This is a genomic window from Pseudomaricurvus alcaniphilus (assembly GCF_011440395.1).
In the GTDB taxonomy this organism is placed as follows: domain Bacteria; phylum Pseudomonadota; class Gammaproteobacteria; order Pseudomonadales; family Cellvibrionaceae; genus Pseudomaricurvus; species Pseudomaricurvus alcaniphilus.
Genome location: NZ_JAAOIX010000011.1, coordinates 75,132 through 90,143 on the forward strand (window position 1 = coordinate 75,132; position 15,012 = coordinate 90,143).

At 56.9% G+C, this 15,012-nt stretch carries 13 protein-coding genes; 5 read left to right on the top strand and 8 right to left on the bottom strand.

Translation table 11 applies throughout. The annotated features are described in order from the left end of the window. Nucleotides 1–7 precede the first annotated feature (7 nt). The 5 genes from lepA to rpoE all read right to left on the bottom strand — a co-directional run bounded on the left by lepA (nucleotide 8) and on the right by rpoE (nucleotide 5,468). Nucleotides 8–1,807, bottom strand: a complete 1,800-nt coding sequence (lepA, locus tag G8764_RS18820; protein ID WP_166166565.1) for a translation elongation factor 4 — start codon at nucleotides 1,805–1,807, stop codon at nucleotides 8–10. Nucleotides 1,808–2,037: 230 nt separating this feature from the next. Beyond that, a complete protein-coding gene (locus tag G8764_RS18825) occupies nucleotides 2,038–2,496 on the bottom strand; it encodes a SoxR reducing system RseC family protein (RefSeq protein ID WP_166166568.1) in 459 nt (152 codons plus the stop codon). A 132-nt stretch (nucleotides 2,497–2,628) separates the two neighbouring features. After that, on the bottom strand, nucleotides 2,629–3,561 hold the full coding sequence (locus G8764_RS18830; protein ID WP_166166571.1) for a MucB/RseB C-terminal domain-containing protein: 933 nt from the start codon (nucleotides 3,559–3,561) through the stop codon (nucleotides 2,629–2,631). Nucleotides 3,562–3,730: 169 nt separating this feature from the next. Next, nucleotides 3,731–4,525 (bottom strand): sigma-E factor negative regulatory protein, encoded by a 795-nt coding sequence (locus G8764_RS18835; RefSeq protein WP_243748909.1) that lies wholly within the window; start codon nucleotides 4,523–4,525, stop codon nucleotides 3,731–3,733. Nucleotides 4,526–4,874: 349 nt separating this feature from the next. Continuing rightward, nucleotides 4,875–5,468: an RNA polymerase sigma factor RpoE gene (rpoE, locus tag G8764_RS18840; protein WP_166166577.1), complete on the bottom strand. Its 594-nt coding sequence runs from the start codon at nucleotides 5,466–5,468 to the stop codon at nucleotides 4,875–4,877. A 392-nt stretch (nucleotides 5,469–5,860) separates the two neighbouring features. Between rpoE and nadB the strand changes: the two genes are divergently transcribed. After that, a complete protein-coding gene (gene nadB, locus G8764_RS18845) occupies nucleotides 5,861–7,507 on the top strand; it encodes an L-aspartate oxidase (RefSeq protein WP_166166580.1) in 1,647 nt (548 codons plus the stop codon). Nucleotides 7,508–7,535: 28 nt separating this feature from the next. Here the strand turns inward: nadB and G8764_RS18850 are convergent, their stop codons facing one another. Next, on the bottom strand, nucleotides 7,536–7,982 hold the full coding sequence (locus G8764_RS18850) for a protein YgfX (RefSeq protein WP_166166583.1): 447 nt from the start codon (nucleotides 7,980–7,982) through the stop codon (nucleotides 7,536–7,538). 8 nt (nucleotides 7,983–7,990) lie between these two features. Then, nucleotides 7,991–8,239, bottom strand: a complete 249-nt coding sequence (locus G8764_RS18855) for an FAD assembly factor SdhE (protein ID WP_166166586.1) — start codon at nucleotides 8,237–8,239, stop codon at nucleotides 7,991–7,993. 127 nt (nucleotides 8,240–8,366) lie between these two features. Here G8764_RS18855 and ygfZ point away from each other — a divergent pair, with 127 nt between their 5' ends. Next, on the top strand, nucleotides 8,367–9,311 hold the full coding sequence (gene ygfZ, locus G8764_RS18860) for a CAF17-like 4Fe-4S cluster assembly/insertion protein YgfZ (protein ID WP_166166589.1): 945 nt from the start codon (nucleotides 8,367–8,369) through the stop codon (nucleotides 9,309–9,311). Nucleotides 9,312–9,347: 36 nt separating this feature from the next. Continuing rightward, nucleotides 9,348–10,184 (top strand): HDOD domain-containing protein, encoded by an 837-nt coding sequence (locus tag G8764_RS18865; RefSeq protein ID WP_166166594.1) that lies wholly within the window; start codon nucleotides 9,348–9,350, stop codon nucleotides 10,182–10,184. Nucleotides 10,185–10,230: 46 nt separating this feature from the next. Here G8764_RS18865 and ung read toward each other — a convergent pair whose 3' ends face one another. Beyond that, a complete protein-coding gene (gene ung, locus G8764_RS18870) occupies nucleotides 10,231–10,911 on the bottom strand; it encodes a uracil-DNA glycosylase (RefSeq protein WP_207951975.1) in 681 nt (226 codons plus the stop codon). A gap of 136 nt (nucleotides 10,912–11,047) precedes the next feature. On the opposite strand from ung, the gene G8764_RS18875 reads away from it, so the two are divergent. Both G8764_RS18875 and rapA read left to right on the top strand, forming a co-directional pair. Continuing rightward, nucleotides 11,048–11,881, top strand: coding sequence for a 6-carboxytetrahydropterin synthase (locus tag G8764_RS18875; protein ID WP_166166600.1), 834 nt, complete (start codon nucleotides 11,048–11,050; stop codon nucleotides 11,879–11,881). Between the two features lie 105 nt (nucleotides 11,882–11,986). Further along, the gene (rapA, locus tag G8764_RS18880; RefSeq protein ID WP_166166603.1) at nucleotides 11,987–14,788 is read left to right on the top strand and encodes an RNA polymerase-associated protein RapA; all 2,802 of its coding nucleotides are present in this window, start codon (nucleotides 11,987–11,989) and stop codon (nucleotides 14,786–14,788) included. Nucleotides 14,789–15,012 lie beyond the last annotated feature (224 nt).

The window sequence follows — 15,012 nt, forward strand, 5'->3', positions numbered from 1 at the left end:
GCATTGGTTAATCGTCAACTTTGAGAACAGCCAGGAAAGCCTCCTGGGGGATCTCCACCCGGCCCACCTGCTTCATGCGCTTTTTACCCGCCTTTTGCTTTTCCAGCAATTTCTTCTTACGGGTAATGTCACCACCGTAGCACTTGGCGGTTACATTCTTGCGCAGTGCTTTTACTGTGGTTCTGGCAACGATTTGCCCGCCAATGGCAGCCTGAATTGCCACATCGAACATCTGCCGCGGGATCAGCTCTTTCATTTTATCGGCCAGCTGGCGGCCTTTGTAAGGGGCGTTATCACGGTGCACGATCAGCGCCAACGCATCCACTTTTTCGCCATTGATCAATACATCGAGGCGCACCAGGCGGGCCGCCTGGAAACGATCGAAGTTGTAATCCAGTGAGGCAAAACCTCGACTGACTGACTTCAGCCGGTCAAAGAAGTCCAGCACCACTTCGTTCATGGGCAGCTCGTAGGTGAGGGACACCTGGCTGCCCAAATAGCGCATATCCTTTTGTACACCACGCTTTTCAACGCAAAGGGTAATCACTGCGCCGAGGTGATCCTGTGGCACCAGGATATTGGCCTCTACTACCGGCTCCCGCATCTCTTCGATCAGGCCCGGGTCGGGCAACTTAGAGGGGTTGTCGACGTGGACTATCTCGCCATCGGATTTCAGCACTTCGTAAACTACCGTGGGTGCGGTGGTTATCAGGTCCAGGTCGTATTCACGCTCGAGTCGCTCCTGCACAATTTCCATGTGCAGCATACCGAGAAAGCCGCAGCGAAAGCCGAAGCCCAGGGCGTCGGAGCTCTCCGGCTCGTAAAACAGCGAGGCATCATTCAGGGTGAGCTTGGCCAGCGCCTCGCGGAATGCCTCGTAATCGTCCGAACTGACCGGGAACAGGCCGGCGTACACCTGCGGCTTCACTTTCTGGAAACCGGGTACCGCGGCGATGTCCGGAGTGGCGGCGTGAGTCAAGGTATCACCGACGGGCGCGCCCTGGATGTCCTTGATTCCGGCAACCACAAAACCCACCTCACCGGCGCGCAGCACCCCGGTTTTCTTCAGCTTGGGCGTAAACACCCCAACACTGTCGACCACGTGTGACTTGCCGATGGACTTGGTAATAATTTTGTCTTTTACCTTGAGCGTTCCCTGGCGGATGCGCACCAGCGATACCACCCCGAGGTAGTTGTCAAACCAGGAGTCTATTATCAGGGCTTGCAGCGGCGCATCGACGTCGCCCACCGGCGGTGGCACCAGTCGCACCAACTCCTCGAGCACATCCTCAACACCAATTCCCGACTTGGCGCTGCACTTGACCGCTTCCGTGGCATCGATACCAATAATTTCCTCGATTTCCTGGGCCACTCGGTCGGGATCGGCCTGGGGCAAATCAATCTTGTTCAATACCGGAATAACCTCGAGCCCCTGCTCGATGGCGGTATAACAATTGGCAACGGATTGCGCCTCCACTCCCTGGGCAGCATCAACCACCAGCAGGGCACCTTCACAAGCCGTGAGAGAACGCGAGACTTCGTAGGAAAAATCCACGTGCCCGGGCGTATCAATAAAATTCAGCTGGTAGGTCTTACCGTCACGGGCCTTGTAATCGAGGGTGACACTCTGGGCTTTGATGGTAATGCCCCGCTCCCGCTCAATATCCATGGAGTCGAGCACCTGGGCTTCCATTTCGCGTTCAGTCAAACCGCCACAGACCTGGATAAACCGGTCCGCTATGGTCGATTTACCATGGTCGATATGGGCAATAATGGAGAAATTACGGATATGGCTTAGGTCGGTCACGTTAATGTTTTTACCAAAAATACGAGGATTTAACTCTGGGAGTCACGATTACCAGAAGCGTTGTTAGCACTTGCGCCCGCCGGGCACTACCCCGCCCGGGACTGCCCCCTGGAAAAGGGGGGCAAGTCTAACCCATTTGAAGAAACTGCGCCACGAGATAAGCATTAGAGCGCCGCCAACTGTGCGCCGCAGGGCGGAATATGGGCATTACAGCGCAGTTAACGGACATTTCAGGTCTGCCAGTTGAGCGGTGTTAAACCGTCCACCAGAAACGGCTGAAACCTGCGATCATGGCGGCGTAAATGACTGTAAACACGCACCAGTGCCGCCCCGCCTGCAAACCCAAGCAGTGCAGTCACAACCACCCCCGCCTCGACCTCGAACAGGGCATCGCCAAGCAGGACCCCGGCGATCAGGCCGACTAGCGGCGTCAGGTAAACGATCAGGGAGCTGTTGGCGACCACGTCGTCCGGAATGCCAATGGTCACTTCATCATCAACCCGGTATTGGTTAGCGTCGCGCCCTTCCAGCAACACTCGAAGATAGCTCGAATGGGCGCCGAACCTGGCGGCAATGCCCTGGCCACAACCTTTTTCTGCCGCACAGGAGCTGCAGGTGGAACGCTGAATGGTTTCAACCCACAAGCAGTCGGCCTCCACCACTACCACGCGACCGGCCTCGGTGATCATTGCTCTCTCTCCGCCCTGGCGCAGGGCTCAAACGTGGGAAAAATAGCGACTCCTGCCCTGCTGGCAGGCGCATTGCTGCGCTTGGACAAAGGCTTGCAGTTTGATAAATGAGGCTTAAGGTTGGATAAAGCCTTACTGTCCATCGAGGCCACTCCCATCGGGTTCGGGGATAAGCACCGATGCGGCGATGCGCTGGGCCGTTCGCGCCGGAATCTCGCCGACAATGGTAATGGTATGCGGCACTGAATTGAGCTCTTCCTGCTTCATATAGGCGACAGTGGCGCCGCGCTGGGCCTTGCCCTGGGCAGAGATCGCTTTGACAGAGGGCCGCACAAACACGGAAAACGCCGACAAGCCGTCGGTAAACAAGCGTACGTCCCCCACCCCTTCAATGGTCGACTCACCGGCCGGCATAAAGCCACTGGGAATCCAGCTGACTTGCCAGGCGAAGTTGCGATCTTCCCTGCCGCTGGCGCAGCTTGGCCACTGGGGCCGGCTCACCCGGGTATTGGATTCAACCACCTCGATCCAGTCATCAGTGGGGACCACTTCGAGGCTGGAGAATTGCAATCGTTCCAATACCCGATTACTGGCATTGAGCACCATAGACCCCAGCGGCAGGAAGGTTTGCTTGTCGATAAACAGCGTATAGCCGTAGCGATAGGGGTCGCGGGGGATGATTTGCATTACCGATACGTGACGCTCGGCAATACGATCATCGCCGCGAAAACGGAAGTAATAATGCTGGTTCAGGCCGTGAGAATTACCGTTTAATGCCGGGATCATGCCCCGCAACACCTGATCGGCCGGGGGCAGGCAATCGACGCTGATGCCGCCCCGCTCTACCCTGATGGGCGGACCATTGAGGTATTCAAGATACTCATATTCCATGCCATCGGCTACCTGATGGGTAATCCGCATGGTCTTTAGAGCGCCACCATATTCGTAGGTAAACAGGCCGCGATAATCGGTTTCCCGGAGCGCCTTGGACATATTTTGCAACAGCCGGAAGGCTTCTTCCGTTTCGGCATCGGCCGCCAGGGCATGATGACCGGCAGTTAGCATAAGCCACGCTGCCAGCAGAGTCTGGAGAACTGATTTAATTCCAATCATTGGCGTACCACGAAACCGCGCTATCAATATCTGCAAGTATATCAAGAGCCCTGCCAATCAGCTCCACCCTGCCTGCGATTGTGTAGCCGTCAGGTCAGGAACATGGCACTGCCAGGGGCCTCTAGGGTTGATCGCCCCCGGCAACGGGAACGCGCGCGTATGGTAACAGACCGCGGCCGCTATTGAGAGCAGCATTTCCGGCGTGAACTTCCATTACCTTTTGCAAATACTCTTGAACTTCAGGGGATGGGGTGCTGACCGGCCGCACCGATTGTGCCTTGGTCACCACGGGGTAATAGCGCGGTTGGCTTTCCCGAGCGCTAAGTCCAGGCTGGGAACTGACGACCCGAGCGTTTATTGTTGGCGCCTGGAAACCCGCGGGCAGTGATACAGCCTGCCTGATAGCCGCCGGAGAAGGGTCTGTGGTGTTAACGGTTGCTACTGTCGGTCCATCGCCCCCCTGGCCGGGACCGGTTATGCCCGATTGCAGGCCAACCATCTGGGTGGTAAATACCATGACCGCCGCCACTGACGCTGCGATGCCTACTTTAAGAAAGTTGCTGCGCCAGCCGACCCTGGAATGGCTGTGAATATCTTCGTGCTCAATGGCTTCGCGGATTGCGGAGGAGAGATCAACCAGTGGACCACTGGCAAGGTTGTTGCGAAGCGTGGAACTCACCAACTGGTAGCGGCTCCAGGTGTTATCGATCTCGGACTGATATTTGCCTGCTTTGAGCAGTCGATGGATTTCCAGCTCGGACGCCTGACCATCAACCAGCGCTGACAGTGATTCTCGCATATGTTCTGACAAACCATCGGCAGCGTTGCTGCCGTCCCTGGCTGTGTCAATCTTTGCAGTTGCAAGAGACTTTGCAGCAGGGGTTACCTTCACATTTTGCTCGGAATTCAATGCCATGTTAATCAATTCGCCTTTGTTGATAGTTGCTATTTATTAATGTAACCGTTAATAAATCAACCTAAGCCAGCATTCTGGCCTTCCCGCGTATTACGGCCTTCGCAAGTGCTCCGGCCATTTCAAACTATTAAGCTTTTACAAAACGGATAAGCTTTTACACAACCACTGCACTTTTAGATAGAAGCGCCTTGACGCTGCAAAAAAAGCGTCTGCGGCAGCCGGATGGCCATCGTTTACCGGGTCTCAACCAGCCTTCAAGCCTTGAAAACCCACGCAGTTCACATAATCTGTGAGATAAGATTCCTTTCACCCAATAAAGTTCATCTAAAAACAGGATTTATATCACCATTTATTCCATTTCATCCATCAATGGGGCAATGCGTTTGTCGATGGCCTCCCGAGCTCGAAAGATGCGCGAACGCACGGTGCCCACGGGGCACCCCATGACCTCGGCAATTTCCTCATAACTCAGCCCTTCCAGCTCACGCAAGGTCACTGCAGTACGCAAGTCCTCCGGCAAATCCTGAATAGCGCTGTCCACCTCCGCCTTGAGCTCATCGCGAAACAGGTTATTTTCGGGGGTATCCACATCTTTGAGGTAGTCACCGCCGGAGTAGTATTCCGCATCTTCGATATCGACATCTGTGGAGGGCGGCCGGCGCCCGCGAGAAACCAGGTAATTTTTCGCAGTATTGATGGCGATACGGTACAGCCAGGTGTAAAACTGGCTGTCGCCGCGGAAGCTGCCCAGCGCCCGGTAGGCTTTGATAAAAGCCTCCTGGACAACATCATAGACCTCATGAGAGTCGTTAACGTAACGGCCGACGACCGAAATAATCTTGTGCTGGTACTTCAATACGAGCAGGTCGAACGCTCGCTTATCCCCTTTTTGTACTCTTTTGACCAACTGCTGGTCACTGTCTGGCGCGCTCTGCGCTGTCATTCTGCTCTCCAAAGCCTCTCCCGAATTCGCCGATTATGTCATTGCGCCCTGAATGGGCTATGAACACCCCCCCATATCGGCTGGGCAACCTCTTTGGGAAACTACCCACTATTAAAGTCCAGTGACTAGACTGTTCAAATACCTATTAGTTCACCTATTAGTTCACCTGTTAGCTCACCATTGACTGACGGACAACTGGCCTGCCCGGCTTTTTAACCTGCGATTTAGCCTGCACTTTAGCCTGCGCGTTCCCCCCGCCACTTGACCGCCGGGCAACTGCAAGCCGCAAAACTGAAACTCGAGGCCGGGTGATACCCCCTGAGGCGCAGTCTGTATATACTAACGCTTTTGGCGCATTAAGCTACACAGGCAGCACCTATGGCGATACTACTATGGCAAAACTAAAACATAATTACGACGTACTGGTCGTCGGCAGTGGTGCCGCCGGACTAACCCTGGCCCTCAGCCTGGCCAATAACTTGCGAGTAGCGGTACTCAGCAAAGGGGAACTCACCGCCGGTTCGACCTGGCACGCCCAGGGTGGTATCGCCGCCGTACTGGACGACCAGGACTCCGTCGAAGATCACGTGGCAGATACCCTGGTGGCTGGCGCCGGCCTCTGCCACGAAGACAGCGTTCGCTTTACCGTGGAGCGCAGCAAACAAGCCATTCAATGGCTGGTGGATCTCGGCGTCAGCTTCACCCGCGTCGAAGATGGTAGCCAATTCCACCTTACCAAGGAGGGCGGCCACAGCCACCGCCGCATCATCCACAGTGCTGATGCCACCGGCATGGCGGTCCACAGTACGCTGCTGGACAGAGTGCGGGGGCACAAGAACCTCGACACCTTCGACAACCGAATTGCGGTCGATTTACTCACCCGCCCCAATCCAGGCACCGGAAAAGTCCAATGCACCGGCGCCTACGTCTACAACCGCAAAAGTGATGCCGTGGAGACATTCCAGGCCAGGGCCGTGATACTGGCCACTGGCGGCGCGAGCAAGGTTTACCTCTATTCCAGCAACCCCGACAGCGCTTCCGGCGACGGCATAGCCATGGCCTGGCGCGCCGGTTGCCGAGTGGCCAACATGGAATTCAACCAGTTTCACCCCACTTGCCTCTACCACCCCAAGGCCGGCTCCTTCCTTATTACCGAAGCCCTGCGCGGCGAAGGTGCCCACCTGAAGCTACCCAATGGTGAGCGCTTTATGGAGCGTTTTGACCCGCGCTGTGAACTGGCACCCCGCGATATAGTCGCCCGCGCAATCGATTACGAGATGAAGCGACTGGGCAGCGACTGCCTCTACCTGGACATCAGCCACAAGCCGGAAGCGTTTATCAATGAGCACTTCCCCACCGTCAAGGCGCGCTGCCTTGAATTTGGTATCGACATTACCAGGCAGCCGATTCCCGTGGTGCCCGCCGCGCACTACACCTGTGGTGGCGTAGTGGTCAACAAGCGCGGCCAAACCGACCTGGATCAACTCTACGCCATTGGCGAAACCTCGTTCACCGGGTTGCATGGCGCCAACCGCATGGCCAGCAATTCGCTGCTGGAGTGCATCGTCTACGCCCAGTCCGCCGCCGAACACATCGAAGCCACCCTGGCATCAATCCCGACTCCCGAGCCGGCCCCCCACTGGGATGACTCCCGCGTCACCGACTCCGATGAAGACGTGGTAATCTCCCACAACTGGGACGAGTTGCGACGCTTTATGTGGGATTATGTGGGTATCGTGCGCACCCAGAAACGGCTGGAACGGGCCACCCACCGCATCAAACTGCTGCAAAAAGAGATTCAGGAGTACTACCGCAACTATAAAATCGGTAACGACCTGATCGAACTGCGCAACCTGGCCATGGTTGCCGAATTGATTATTCGCTCAGCCATGCAACGCAAGGAAAGTCGCGGCCTGCATTACTCCCTTGATTACCCGGATGCCGCGGAGGAGACCAGGGATACCATTCTGGTACCGTCAAACTTTGCCGCCCAGGCAGTCTTTGTCAAACGCAGCCCGGCGCCCTGCCCCAAGGAATAGCTGCAGCGGCAAGCAGCAATATTTTCGTTTAACGCCGATTGCAGACGATGGTGCGCAGTATGCGCTGCTGCTCAGGCTCGCAGCTGTCGCGCCAGATGCGCAGGGTCAACCGCCCACTAGAGCCGGTCACCCACCCGGATCCTACCGACTCCGCTTTAAAGCCCAGCTGCAGCAACCAGGGCGCCAGGTACCAGCGACTGACAAGTCGCACAGGGACAGGCCTGTCGCCAGCGGCAGCCAGGGAAAATCGACCCTGCTCACAGGTCAGGCTGAGCCCCGCAACCCGGCGCTCCTGCCGGATTGCCAGGGCTAGCAACAATACTGCCACCCCTACCACGGCCAGCCCCAAGCCCACACCCAACAGGCGGTGGGCGAAGCTGATGGCGACCAGCAGCAATACAAAAACACAGGCGCTGCACCACAGCGCCAGCCGGGACGGCTGCAAGACAATATGTAATCGCCCGGGCGCGCTCAAGACCAGCTTTACTCCATCTGCAAACCGGTGTTGGCGCGGATAATATCGACAATTTTCTTCAATTCCGGGTCTTCCGGGTCGGTGCGGCGCATAAACCAGCTGAACAAATCCTGGTCCTCCCCCTCCATCAGTGCCCAGTAACGCTCCTTGTCCTCTTGCTCCAGGGTATCGTATACATTCTCCAGAAACGGCAGCAGCACCAAATCCAGCTCCAACATGCCGCGACGACTGGCCCAGAACAAACGGTTTTTATCCATAATTGAATCTTCTCTGCGGGGTACTTGATGGTCTAGCCCGGCATTATAACCTGCATTCAAACTCAACCGCGACTCGACTCTGGTTGTGATAAGCTCCGCATACTTTTTTTACCATTGGCAGACTCTGATGAACACTACAGAACTACACTTGTCCGAGCTGACTCAGCTTGGATTACTGGAAATAAAAGGCAGCGATTGCCGCAAATTCCTGCAGGGCCAGGTGACCTGCGACACCAACCAATTAACTGACCAGCGCTTGCTGCACGGCAGCCACTGTACCCCCAAGGGCCGAATGGTCGCCAACTTCGAAGCACTCGCCCCGGATGGCGAAAGAATATTGCTGCGCCTGAACGCCAGCGCCCTGCCTGCCCTGCTGGCTTCGCTAAAGAAATACATCGTCTTCGCCAAGTCCGATATCCGTGACCTCAGCGCCGAGAGGCGCATTATCGGCGTTCAGGGCGATGATTTAGCCTCCCTGCTGACGGCGCTGGACCTGACGCAATTGGGCCAGTCGGGCCAGGGCGCCTCTACTGTCGTGCGGGAGGGCATCACCTACTCCCTGATTGATGCCCGGCGGCTGGAGTGCTGGCTCGATGCCGAGCAGGATTTGCCGGCAGCGCTGGCGGCACTGCCCCGCGCCGACGACAACCGGCTCTGGCGCGCCCGGGATATAGAACTGGGACGCGGTTGGGTAGAACAGGAGACCGTAGAAGAGTTCCTGCCCCAGCTCCTGAACCTGCAGTGTGAAGCAATCGCCGGTATCAGCTTTAAAAAGGGTTGTTACACCGGCCAGGAAATTGTTGCCCGCATGCACTACAAAGGCAAACTCAAGCGCCATATGTACCATTTCCGCGCCGCCACCGAGCAAGCTCTCACGCCTGGCCAACCGCTCTTCCAGCTGCACCAGGGCCAGAGTGTTGGCGCCGTAGTCAACGCCGTCTCACTTGCGGGCCGCACTGAACTTCTGGGCGTGGTTACAGCAGAGGCTGCAATCGCCGACAATATCTGCCTCAATCCCGAGGATTCTGAAAAGTTGGCACAGGTTGCCCTGCCCTATGCTATATATACATAGTCAAAACAAAGTTGTAGCTCATTAAGGAAGCCTAATATGAACCAAGTCGTCGACACTGTCCGCCAGGAGTTGCTGGAAGCTATTGAAGCGGATCGGTTGGTCCTGCCGACCTTGCCGGAAGTCGCCCTCAAGGTGCGGGAAATTGCCGAAGACTCCGACGCAGGAATCAATGACCTGGCCAAAGTCATTGGCAATGATGCCGCCATCGCCGCCCGCATCATTAAAGTGGCCAACAGCCCCCTGCTGCGCGGCGCCAAAGAAATTGAAGACCTGAAAATGGCCCTGATGCGACTGGGCATGGAGTACACCTGCAGCATCGCCATCGGCCTGGCCATGGAGCAAATGTTCCAGGCCACCTCCGATATGGTGGACAAACGCATGCGCGAAATATGGAGCCGCTCCACTGAAATCGCCGGCATTTGTCACCTGCTCTGCAAGCACTGCACCAAATTGCGTCCAGACCAGGCCACCCTGGCGGGCCTGGTACATAAAATTGGCGCCCTGCCCATCCTCAGCTACGCCGAAGAACACCCGGCGCTACTGAAGGACAGTATTACCCTGGACCGGGTTATCGAAGCACTGCACGGCGAAGTGGGGGATATGATCCTGGAGCGCTGGCAGTTTCCAGAAGAAATTCGCAAAGTGCCCAGCCAGCACGTCGACTTCTATCGCCAGCAGGAAAAGGCCGATTACGCCGATATCGTTACGGTGGCCCTGCTGCAAAGCTATATGGGCAGCGAAAACGAGCTGGCCAATATCGATTACGCCGCCGTCACTGCCTTTGCCCGACTGGGCCTCGACCCGGATATGCGGGAGGAAGAAGGCGAAGACCTGAGCGCCGAAATGGAAGCCGCCATGCAAATGCTTGGCTAGTCAGCACACATCCAGCAACCGGCTCTTGTCAGCTGCTGGAGTGGTCCTACCTGATCGCCCAGTCAATGGGCGTCTCCCCGCGCTCCTGCAAGTAGGCATTAGCCTGGGAAAAGTGGCCGTTACCAAGAAAGCCGCGGTGCGCCGAGAGCGGTGACGGGTGGGGAGACTCCAGCACACAGTGGCGGCTACGATCGATGATCCTGCCTTTTTTTTGCGCATAACTGCCCCACAACATAAACACCAATCCCTCGCGCCGGGTATTCAGCAGCGCCACCACCCGATCGGTAAACTCCTCCCAACCGCGCCCCTGATGGGAGCCGGCTCTCCCCGCCTCCACCGTCAGGGTGGCATTGAGCAACAGCACTCCCTGCTCAGCCCAATGCTGCAGGCAGCCGTGGTCGGGAATGGCGAACCCAAGGTCGCGCTGAATCTCTTTATAGACATTGCGCAAGGAGGGCGGAATCCTGATTCCCGACGGCACGGAAAAACACAAGCCGTGAGCCTGGCCCGGTCCGTGATAGGGGTCCTGCCCGAGGATAACCACTTTGACCCTGTCCAGCGGCGTCGAATCCAGTGCGGCAAAGATCTGCGACCCCGGCGGATAGACCGTTTTGCCACTCTGCTTTTGCGCCTGCAGAAACTGCTTCAGGTCGCGCATATAGGGCTGCTCGAACTCACTTTCAAGCTCTGCCAGCCAGCTGGGGTGAAGCGCAACACGGTCATTCATCATCGATACCACTACTTTTTATAAGGCTTTGTTGATACCTGATTCGGACAGAAATCCTAACAGAATTCACGACTTACTAGGACTACTCCGCCAAGGTCAGGTAATATAGCCGCTTTTGGCCTAGCCCGTTTATTCCATGCGCCTTTTTGTAGACAACCTTACCAACATCGACTTTAGCTATCTGCACCCCGACCGCGGCCTGCTCGGGGAAACCTGGCTGGCCAGCACAGAATTGCAGGGCGCCCTCGACGCCCAGGGCATGGTTTGTGATTTCGGTATCGTCAAGAAAACCCTGCGCAACTGGCTGGATTCCACCATTGATCACTGCCTGTTGGTGCCCACACGCTCTCCTCACCTGCAGTGGCAAGTCGCAGGCAACCAGATCAGCCTGGGCTGGAGTTTTGGCCAGAACCGCCTGCACTGCACCAGCCCCAGGGACGCGGTCACCCTGGTTGACGTCGAGGAGATCACTCCCGCCACAGTGGCCCAGTGGTGTATCGAACAAGTGCAGAAACTGCTGCCCGCCGAGCTCGACAAGTTGCAGCTGGAATTCAACCCCGAAACCATTGACGGAGCGCTCTACCACTACAGCCACGGGCTGAAAAAACATTCCGGCAACTGCCAGCGCATCGCCCACGGCCACCGCTCACGGATTGCCATCCGGCGCAACGGTGAACGCGACCCGGCGCTGGAGCAGCAATGGGCAGAACGGTTTCGGGATATCTATATTGGCACCCGCGAAGACATAGAGCGCGAGAAGGACGGCCATTATCAATTTGCCTACACCACCGCACAGGGCAGCTTTGAATTGTGCCTGCCACAACAAAGCTGCTACCTGATCGACAGTGACACTACGGTCGAATGGATCGCCAACCATATCGCCGAACAAATCAAGCTCGACCACCCCAGCGACAACATTGTAGTGAAGGCATTTGAAGGCGCCGGAAAAGGTGCCATAGCATCGCGCTAGAAATAAGAGCATCGCGCTAGCAACAAAAGCATCACGCTAGTAACAATTGCAACGCGTTAGCAGCGCCCTTCTGTAAACATTAAATCAAAAACTGATGAGGTAATTTTGTCAGAGCCCAACAAGCCATTCACCGGCGCAACTTTTGTACCAGGACAGCGCTGGATCAGCAACACTGAAGCCGAACTGGGGCTGGGAATCGTCAGCACAACCGATCACCGCTTTGTCACCATCAGTTTTCCGGCCGCGGCGGAACAGCGTGTCTATGCCAAGTCCAATGCCCCGCTTACCCGAGTGCAATACCGGCTCGGTGACACCGTCGCCAACAGTGAAGGCGATCAACTGTTGATCGAAGACATCAGCGAAAAAGATGGCTACATTATCTATCACGGCCGCGATCCCGAACAACAGAGCCAGAGCTGGGGCGAAATAGAACTGGATTGCTTTGTGCAATTCAGCAAACCTCAGGACCGCCTGTTTGCCGGCCAGATTGATCGCCTGCGCGAGTACAAACTGCGCCATCAAACCCTGCTGCATCAACAGCAACTCGCCAACATGGAAACGACGGGGTTGCTCGGCCCACGCGTCCAGCTGCTCGATCATCAGTTGTATATTGCCCACGAAGTGGGCCAGCGCTTTGCCCCCCGGGTCCTGCTAGCCGATGAAGTCGGGCTTGGTAAAACAATTGAAGCCGGACTAATTATCCACCAGCAACTGCTCAAGGGCTTGAGTGAGCGGGTCCTGATTGTGGTACCGGAGACTCTGGCCCACCAGTGGCTGGTAGAGATGCTGCGCCGTTTCAACCTGCAGTTTACCCTGCTCGACGAAGCCCGGGCCCAGGCCATGGAAGAGTCGGGAATTGAAAATCCGTTTGAAGACGCGCAGTTATTTCTCTGCAGCCAGACCTTTATTACCAATCACGAAAAGCGGCTGCAGCAAGCCTGCCAATGCGACTGGGATTTGCTGGTAGTGGATGAAGCCCACCACCTGGAGTGGCACCCGGACCGCCAATCGCCGGCCTACGAAGGTATCGAGCAACTGAGCCGCAAATCTCGCGGCCTGCTCTTGCTGACCGCTACACCGGAGCAGTTAGGGCTGGACAGCCATTTTGCCCGCCTGCGCCTGCTGGATCCGGATCGCTACTACGATCTAGCCACCTTTAAACAGGAACAGGCCCAGTTTCAACAGGTCAACCTGTTGGTGCAACAACTGCTGTCCAGCACCCCCGCGGCAAGCATCGTGCAAAACCCGGAACTGGCCGAACAACTGCAGGCCAGGCTTGGCCCTGAAGCACTCGAACAATTAACCCAGGACCAGCCACAAATCCGGCAACACCTGGTGGATCAACTGCTCGATCGCCACGGCACCGGCCGGGTACTGTTTCGCAACACCCGGGCCGCGGTGCAAGGCTTTCCGCAGCGGCAGCTGCACACCTACCCGCTCACTAGCGACGAACTGACAGCGGACCCCCTGCTGGACAGCGAACGCATCGCCTGGCTGGTGGCCTGGCTGAAACAACAGCGGCGCGAGAAAATCCTTATCATCTGTTCCAGTGCCGAAACTGCACTGGACCTGGAGACCTACCTGAACCTGCGCGGCGGCGTGCGCAGCGCCGTTTTCTACGAAGGGTTGAGCCTGGTGGAACGGGACCGCGCGGCAGCCTATTTTGCCGACCTCGAGGATGGCGCCCAGGTACTGGTCTGCTCCGAGATCGGCAGCGAAGGTCGCAACTTCCAGTTCGCCCACCACCTGGTGATGTTTGACCTGCCCCTCAACCCGGACCTAATCGAGCAGCGCATCGGCCGACTGGACCGCATCGGGCAAACTGAAACCGTACAAATACATATTCCCTATTTACAAAACAGCGACGAGGATAAAATCCTCAACTGGTATCACCGCGGCCTCAACTGTTTCGAGCGCGTCTGCCCCATCGGCCACCAGATATTCGCGGAATTCGAAGACCAGCTGCTGGACTGCTTGATGGGCACTGCCGACATCGAGGAATTGATTGAACGCACCCGCGCCCGCACCGACGCCGTACTGGAAGAGCTCAGCAAAGGCCGCGATCGGCTGTTGGAATTGAACTCCTGCAAACCGGCAGTGGCCGCAACCCTGGTCGAAGAACTGCAAAGCCAGGATGAAGACAGCAATCTCGTCGACTTTATGACAGACGTATTCGAAGTCTACGGCATCGACCACGAACGCCACAGTGACAAGGCCTTTGTCGCCCACCCCTCCGACCACATGCAATGCGACCACTTCCCCGGCCTGCCGGATGAAGGCATCACCGCAACCTATTGCCGGCAACAGGCACTCAGCCGCGAAGACATGCACTTCCTGACCTGGGAACACCCCATGGTTACCGGCGTCATGGACATGGTACTCAGCAGCGAACGCGGCAATACCGCCCTCTGCACCCTGAAATTGCCACCGCTGAAGCCCGGCAGCCTGCTGGTGGAAGGCCTGTTCCAATTCACCTGCCCCGCGCCCAAACAACTGCAACTGCAACGCTTCGTCGAAGCCGGCTGCGTGCGCCTGCTATGCGACAACGAATTGCGCGCGCTGGAAGCCATCGTCACCGCTGAGCACATCAACAAACTGGCCCAGCCCGTAAAGAAAGCCACTGCCAAACAATTGCTGCAACACGCCAGGGCAGAGTTCGACCGCATCATCGTCCACCTGGAAGAAAAAGCGGAAGCCCTGCAAACCGAACTCACCGCCAAGGCAATCGCCCAACTGGATGCCTTCTACGAAGAAGAGCTGGAACGCTTGACCGCACTCGCTGCAGTCAACCCCAATATTCGCGAAGAAGAAATCAACTTCGTGCGCGAAGCCGAAGCCAGTAGCCGACGCTACCTGCAGCACGCCCACCTGCGCCTCGATGCAATCAGGGTCGCAGTACTGACGTGATTGAGCAGGGCCTAACTACCACCATAGCGAGTGCCCTAAAGCTGGCAATATGCCAGGCCTGGCTTCGGGGGATTGCTTTCAAGACCCTCGACAGCATGGATGCTGTCGTGGAGCCTCCATGGATGGAACCTCGGCGAGTCTTGAAAGCAAGCCCCCGCAGCCAGGCCGGGAAAAGAACTAATACCCCAATGGCTACAAGTTATATACCTGCCATCGCCGATAAC

Excerpts from the sequence above, each read along its gene's own strand:
- G8764_RS18865 (WP_166166594.1), top strand. The coding sequence starts at position 9,348 with ATGAACCAAGTCGTCGACACTGTCCGCCAGGAGTTGCTGGAAGCTATT.
- G8764_RS18830 (WP_166166571.1), bottom strand. The coding sequence starts at position 3,561 with ATGCTAACTGCCGGTCATCATGCCCTGGCGGCCGATGCCGAAACGGAA.
- rpoE (WP_166166577.1), bottom strand. The coding sequence starts at position 5,468 with ATGACAGCGCAGAGCGCGCCAGACAGTGACCAGCAGTTGGTCAAAAGA.
- ung (WP_207951975.1), bottom strand. The coding sequence starts at position 10,911 with ATGAATGACCGTGTTGCGCTTCACCCCAGCTGGCTGGCAGAGCTTGAA.
- G8764_RS18875 (WP_166166600.1), top strand. The coding sequence starts at position 11,048 with ATGCGCCTTTTTGTAGACAACCTTACCAACATCGACTTTAGCTATCTG.
- G8764_RS18825 (WP_166166568.1), bottom strand. The coding sequence starts at position 2,496 with ATGATCACCGAGGCCGGTCGCGTGGTAGTGGTGGAGGCCGACTGCTTG.
- nadB (WP_166166580.1), top strand. The coding sequence starts at position 5,861 with ATGGCAAAACTAAAACATAATTACGACGTACTGGTCGTCGGCAGTGGT.
- G8764_RS18855 (WP_166166586.1), bottom strand. The coding sequence starts at position 8,239 with ATGGATAAAAACCGTTTGTTCTGGGCCAGTCGTCGCGGCATGTTGGAG.
- ygfZ (WP_166166589.1), top strand. The coding sequence starts at position 8,367 with ATGAACACTACAGAACTACACTTGTCCGAGCTGACTCAGCTTGGATTA.
- G8764_RS18835 (WP_243748909.1), bottom strand. The coding sequence starts at position 4,525 with ATGGCATTGAATTCCGAGCAAAATGTGAAGGTAACCCCTGCTGCAAAG.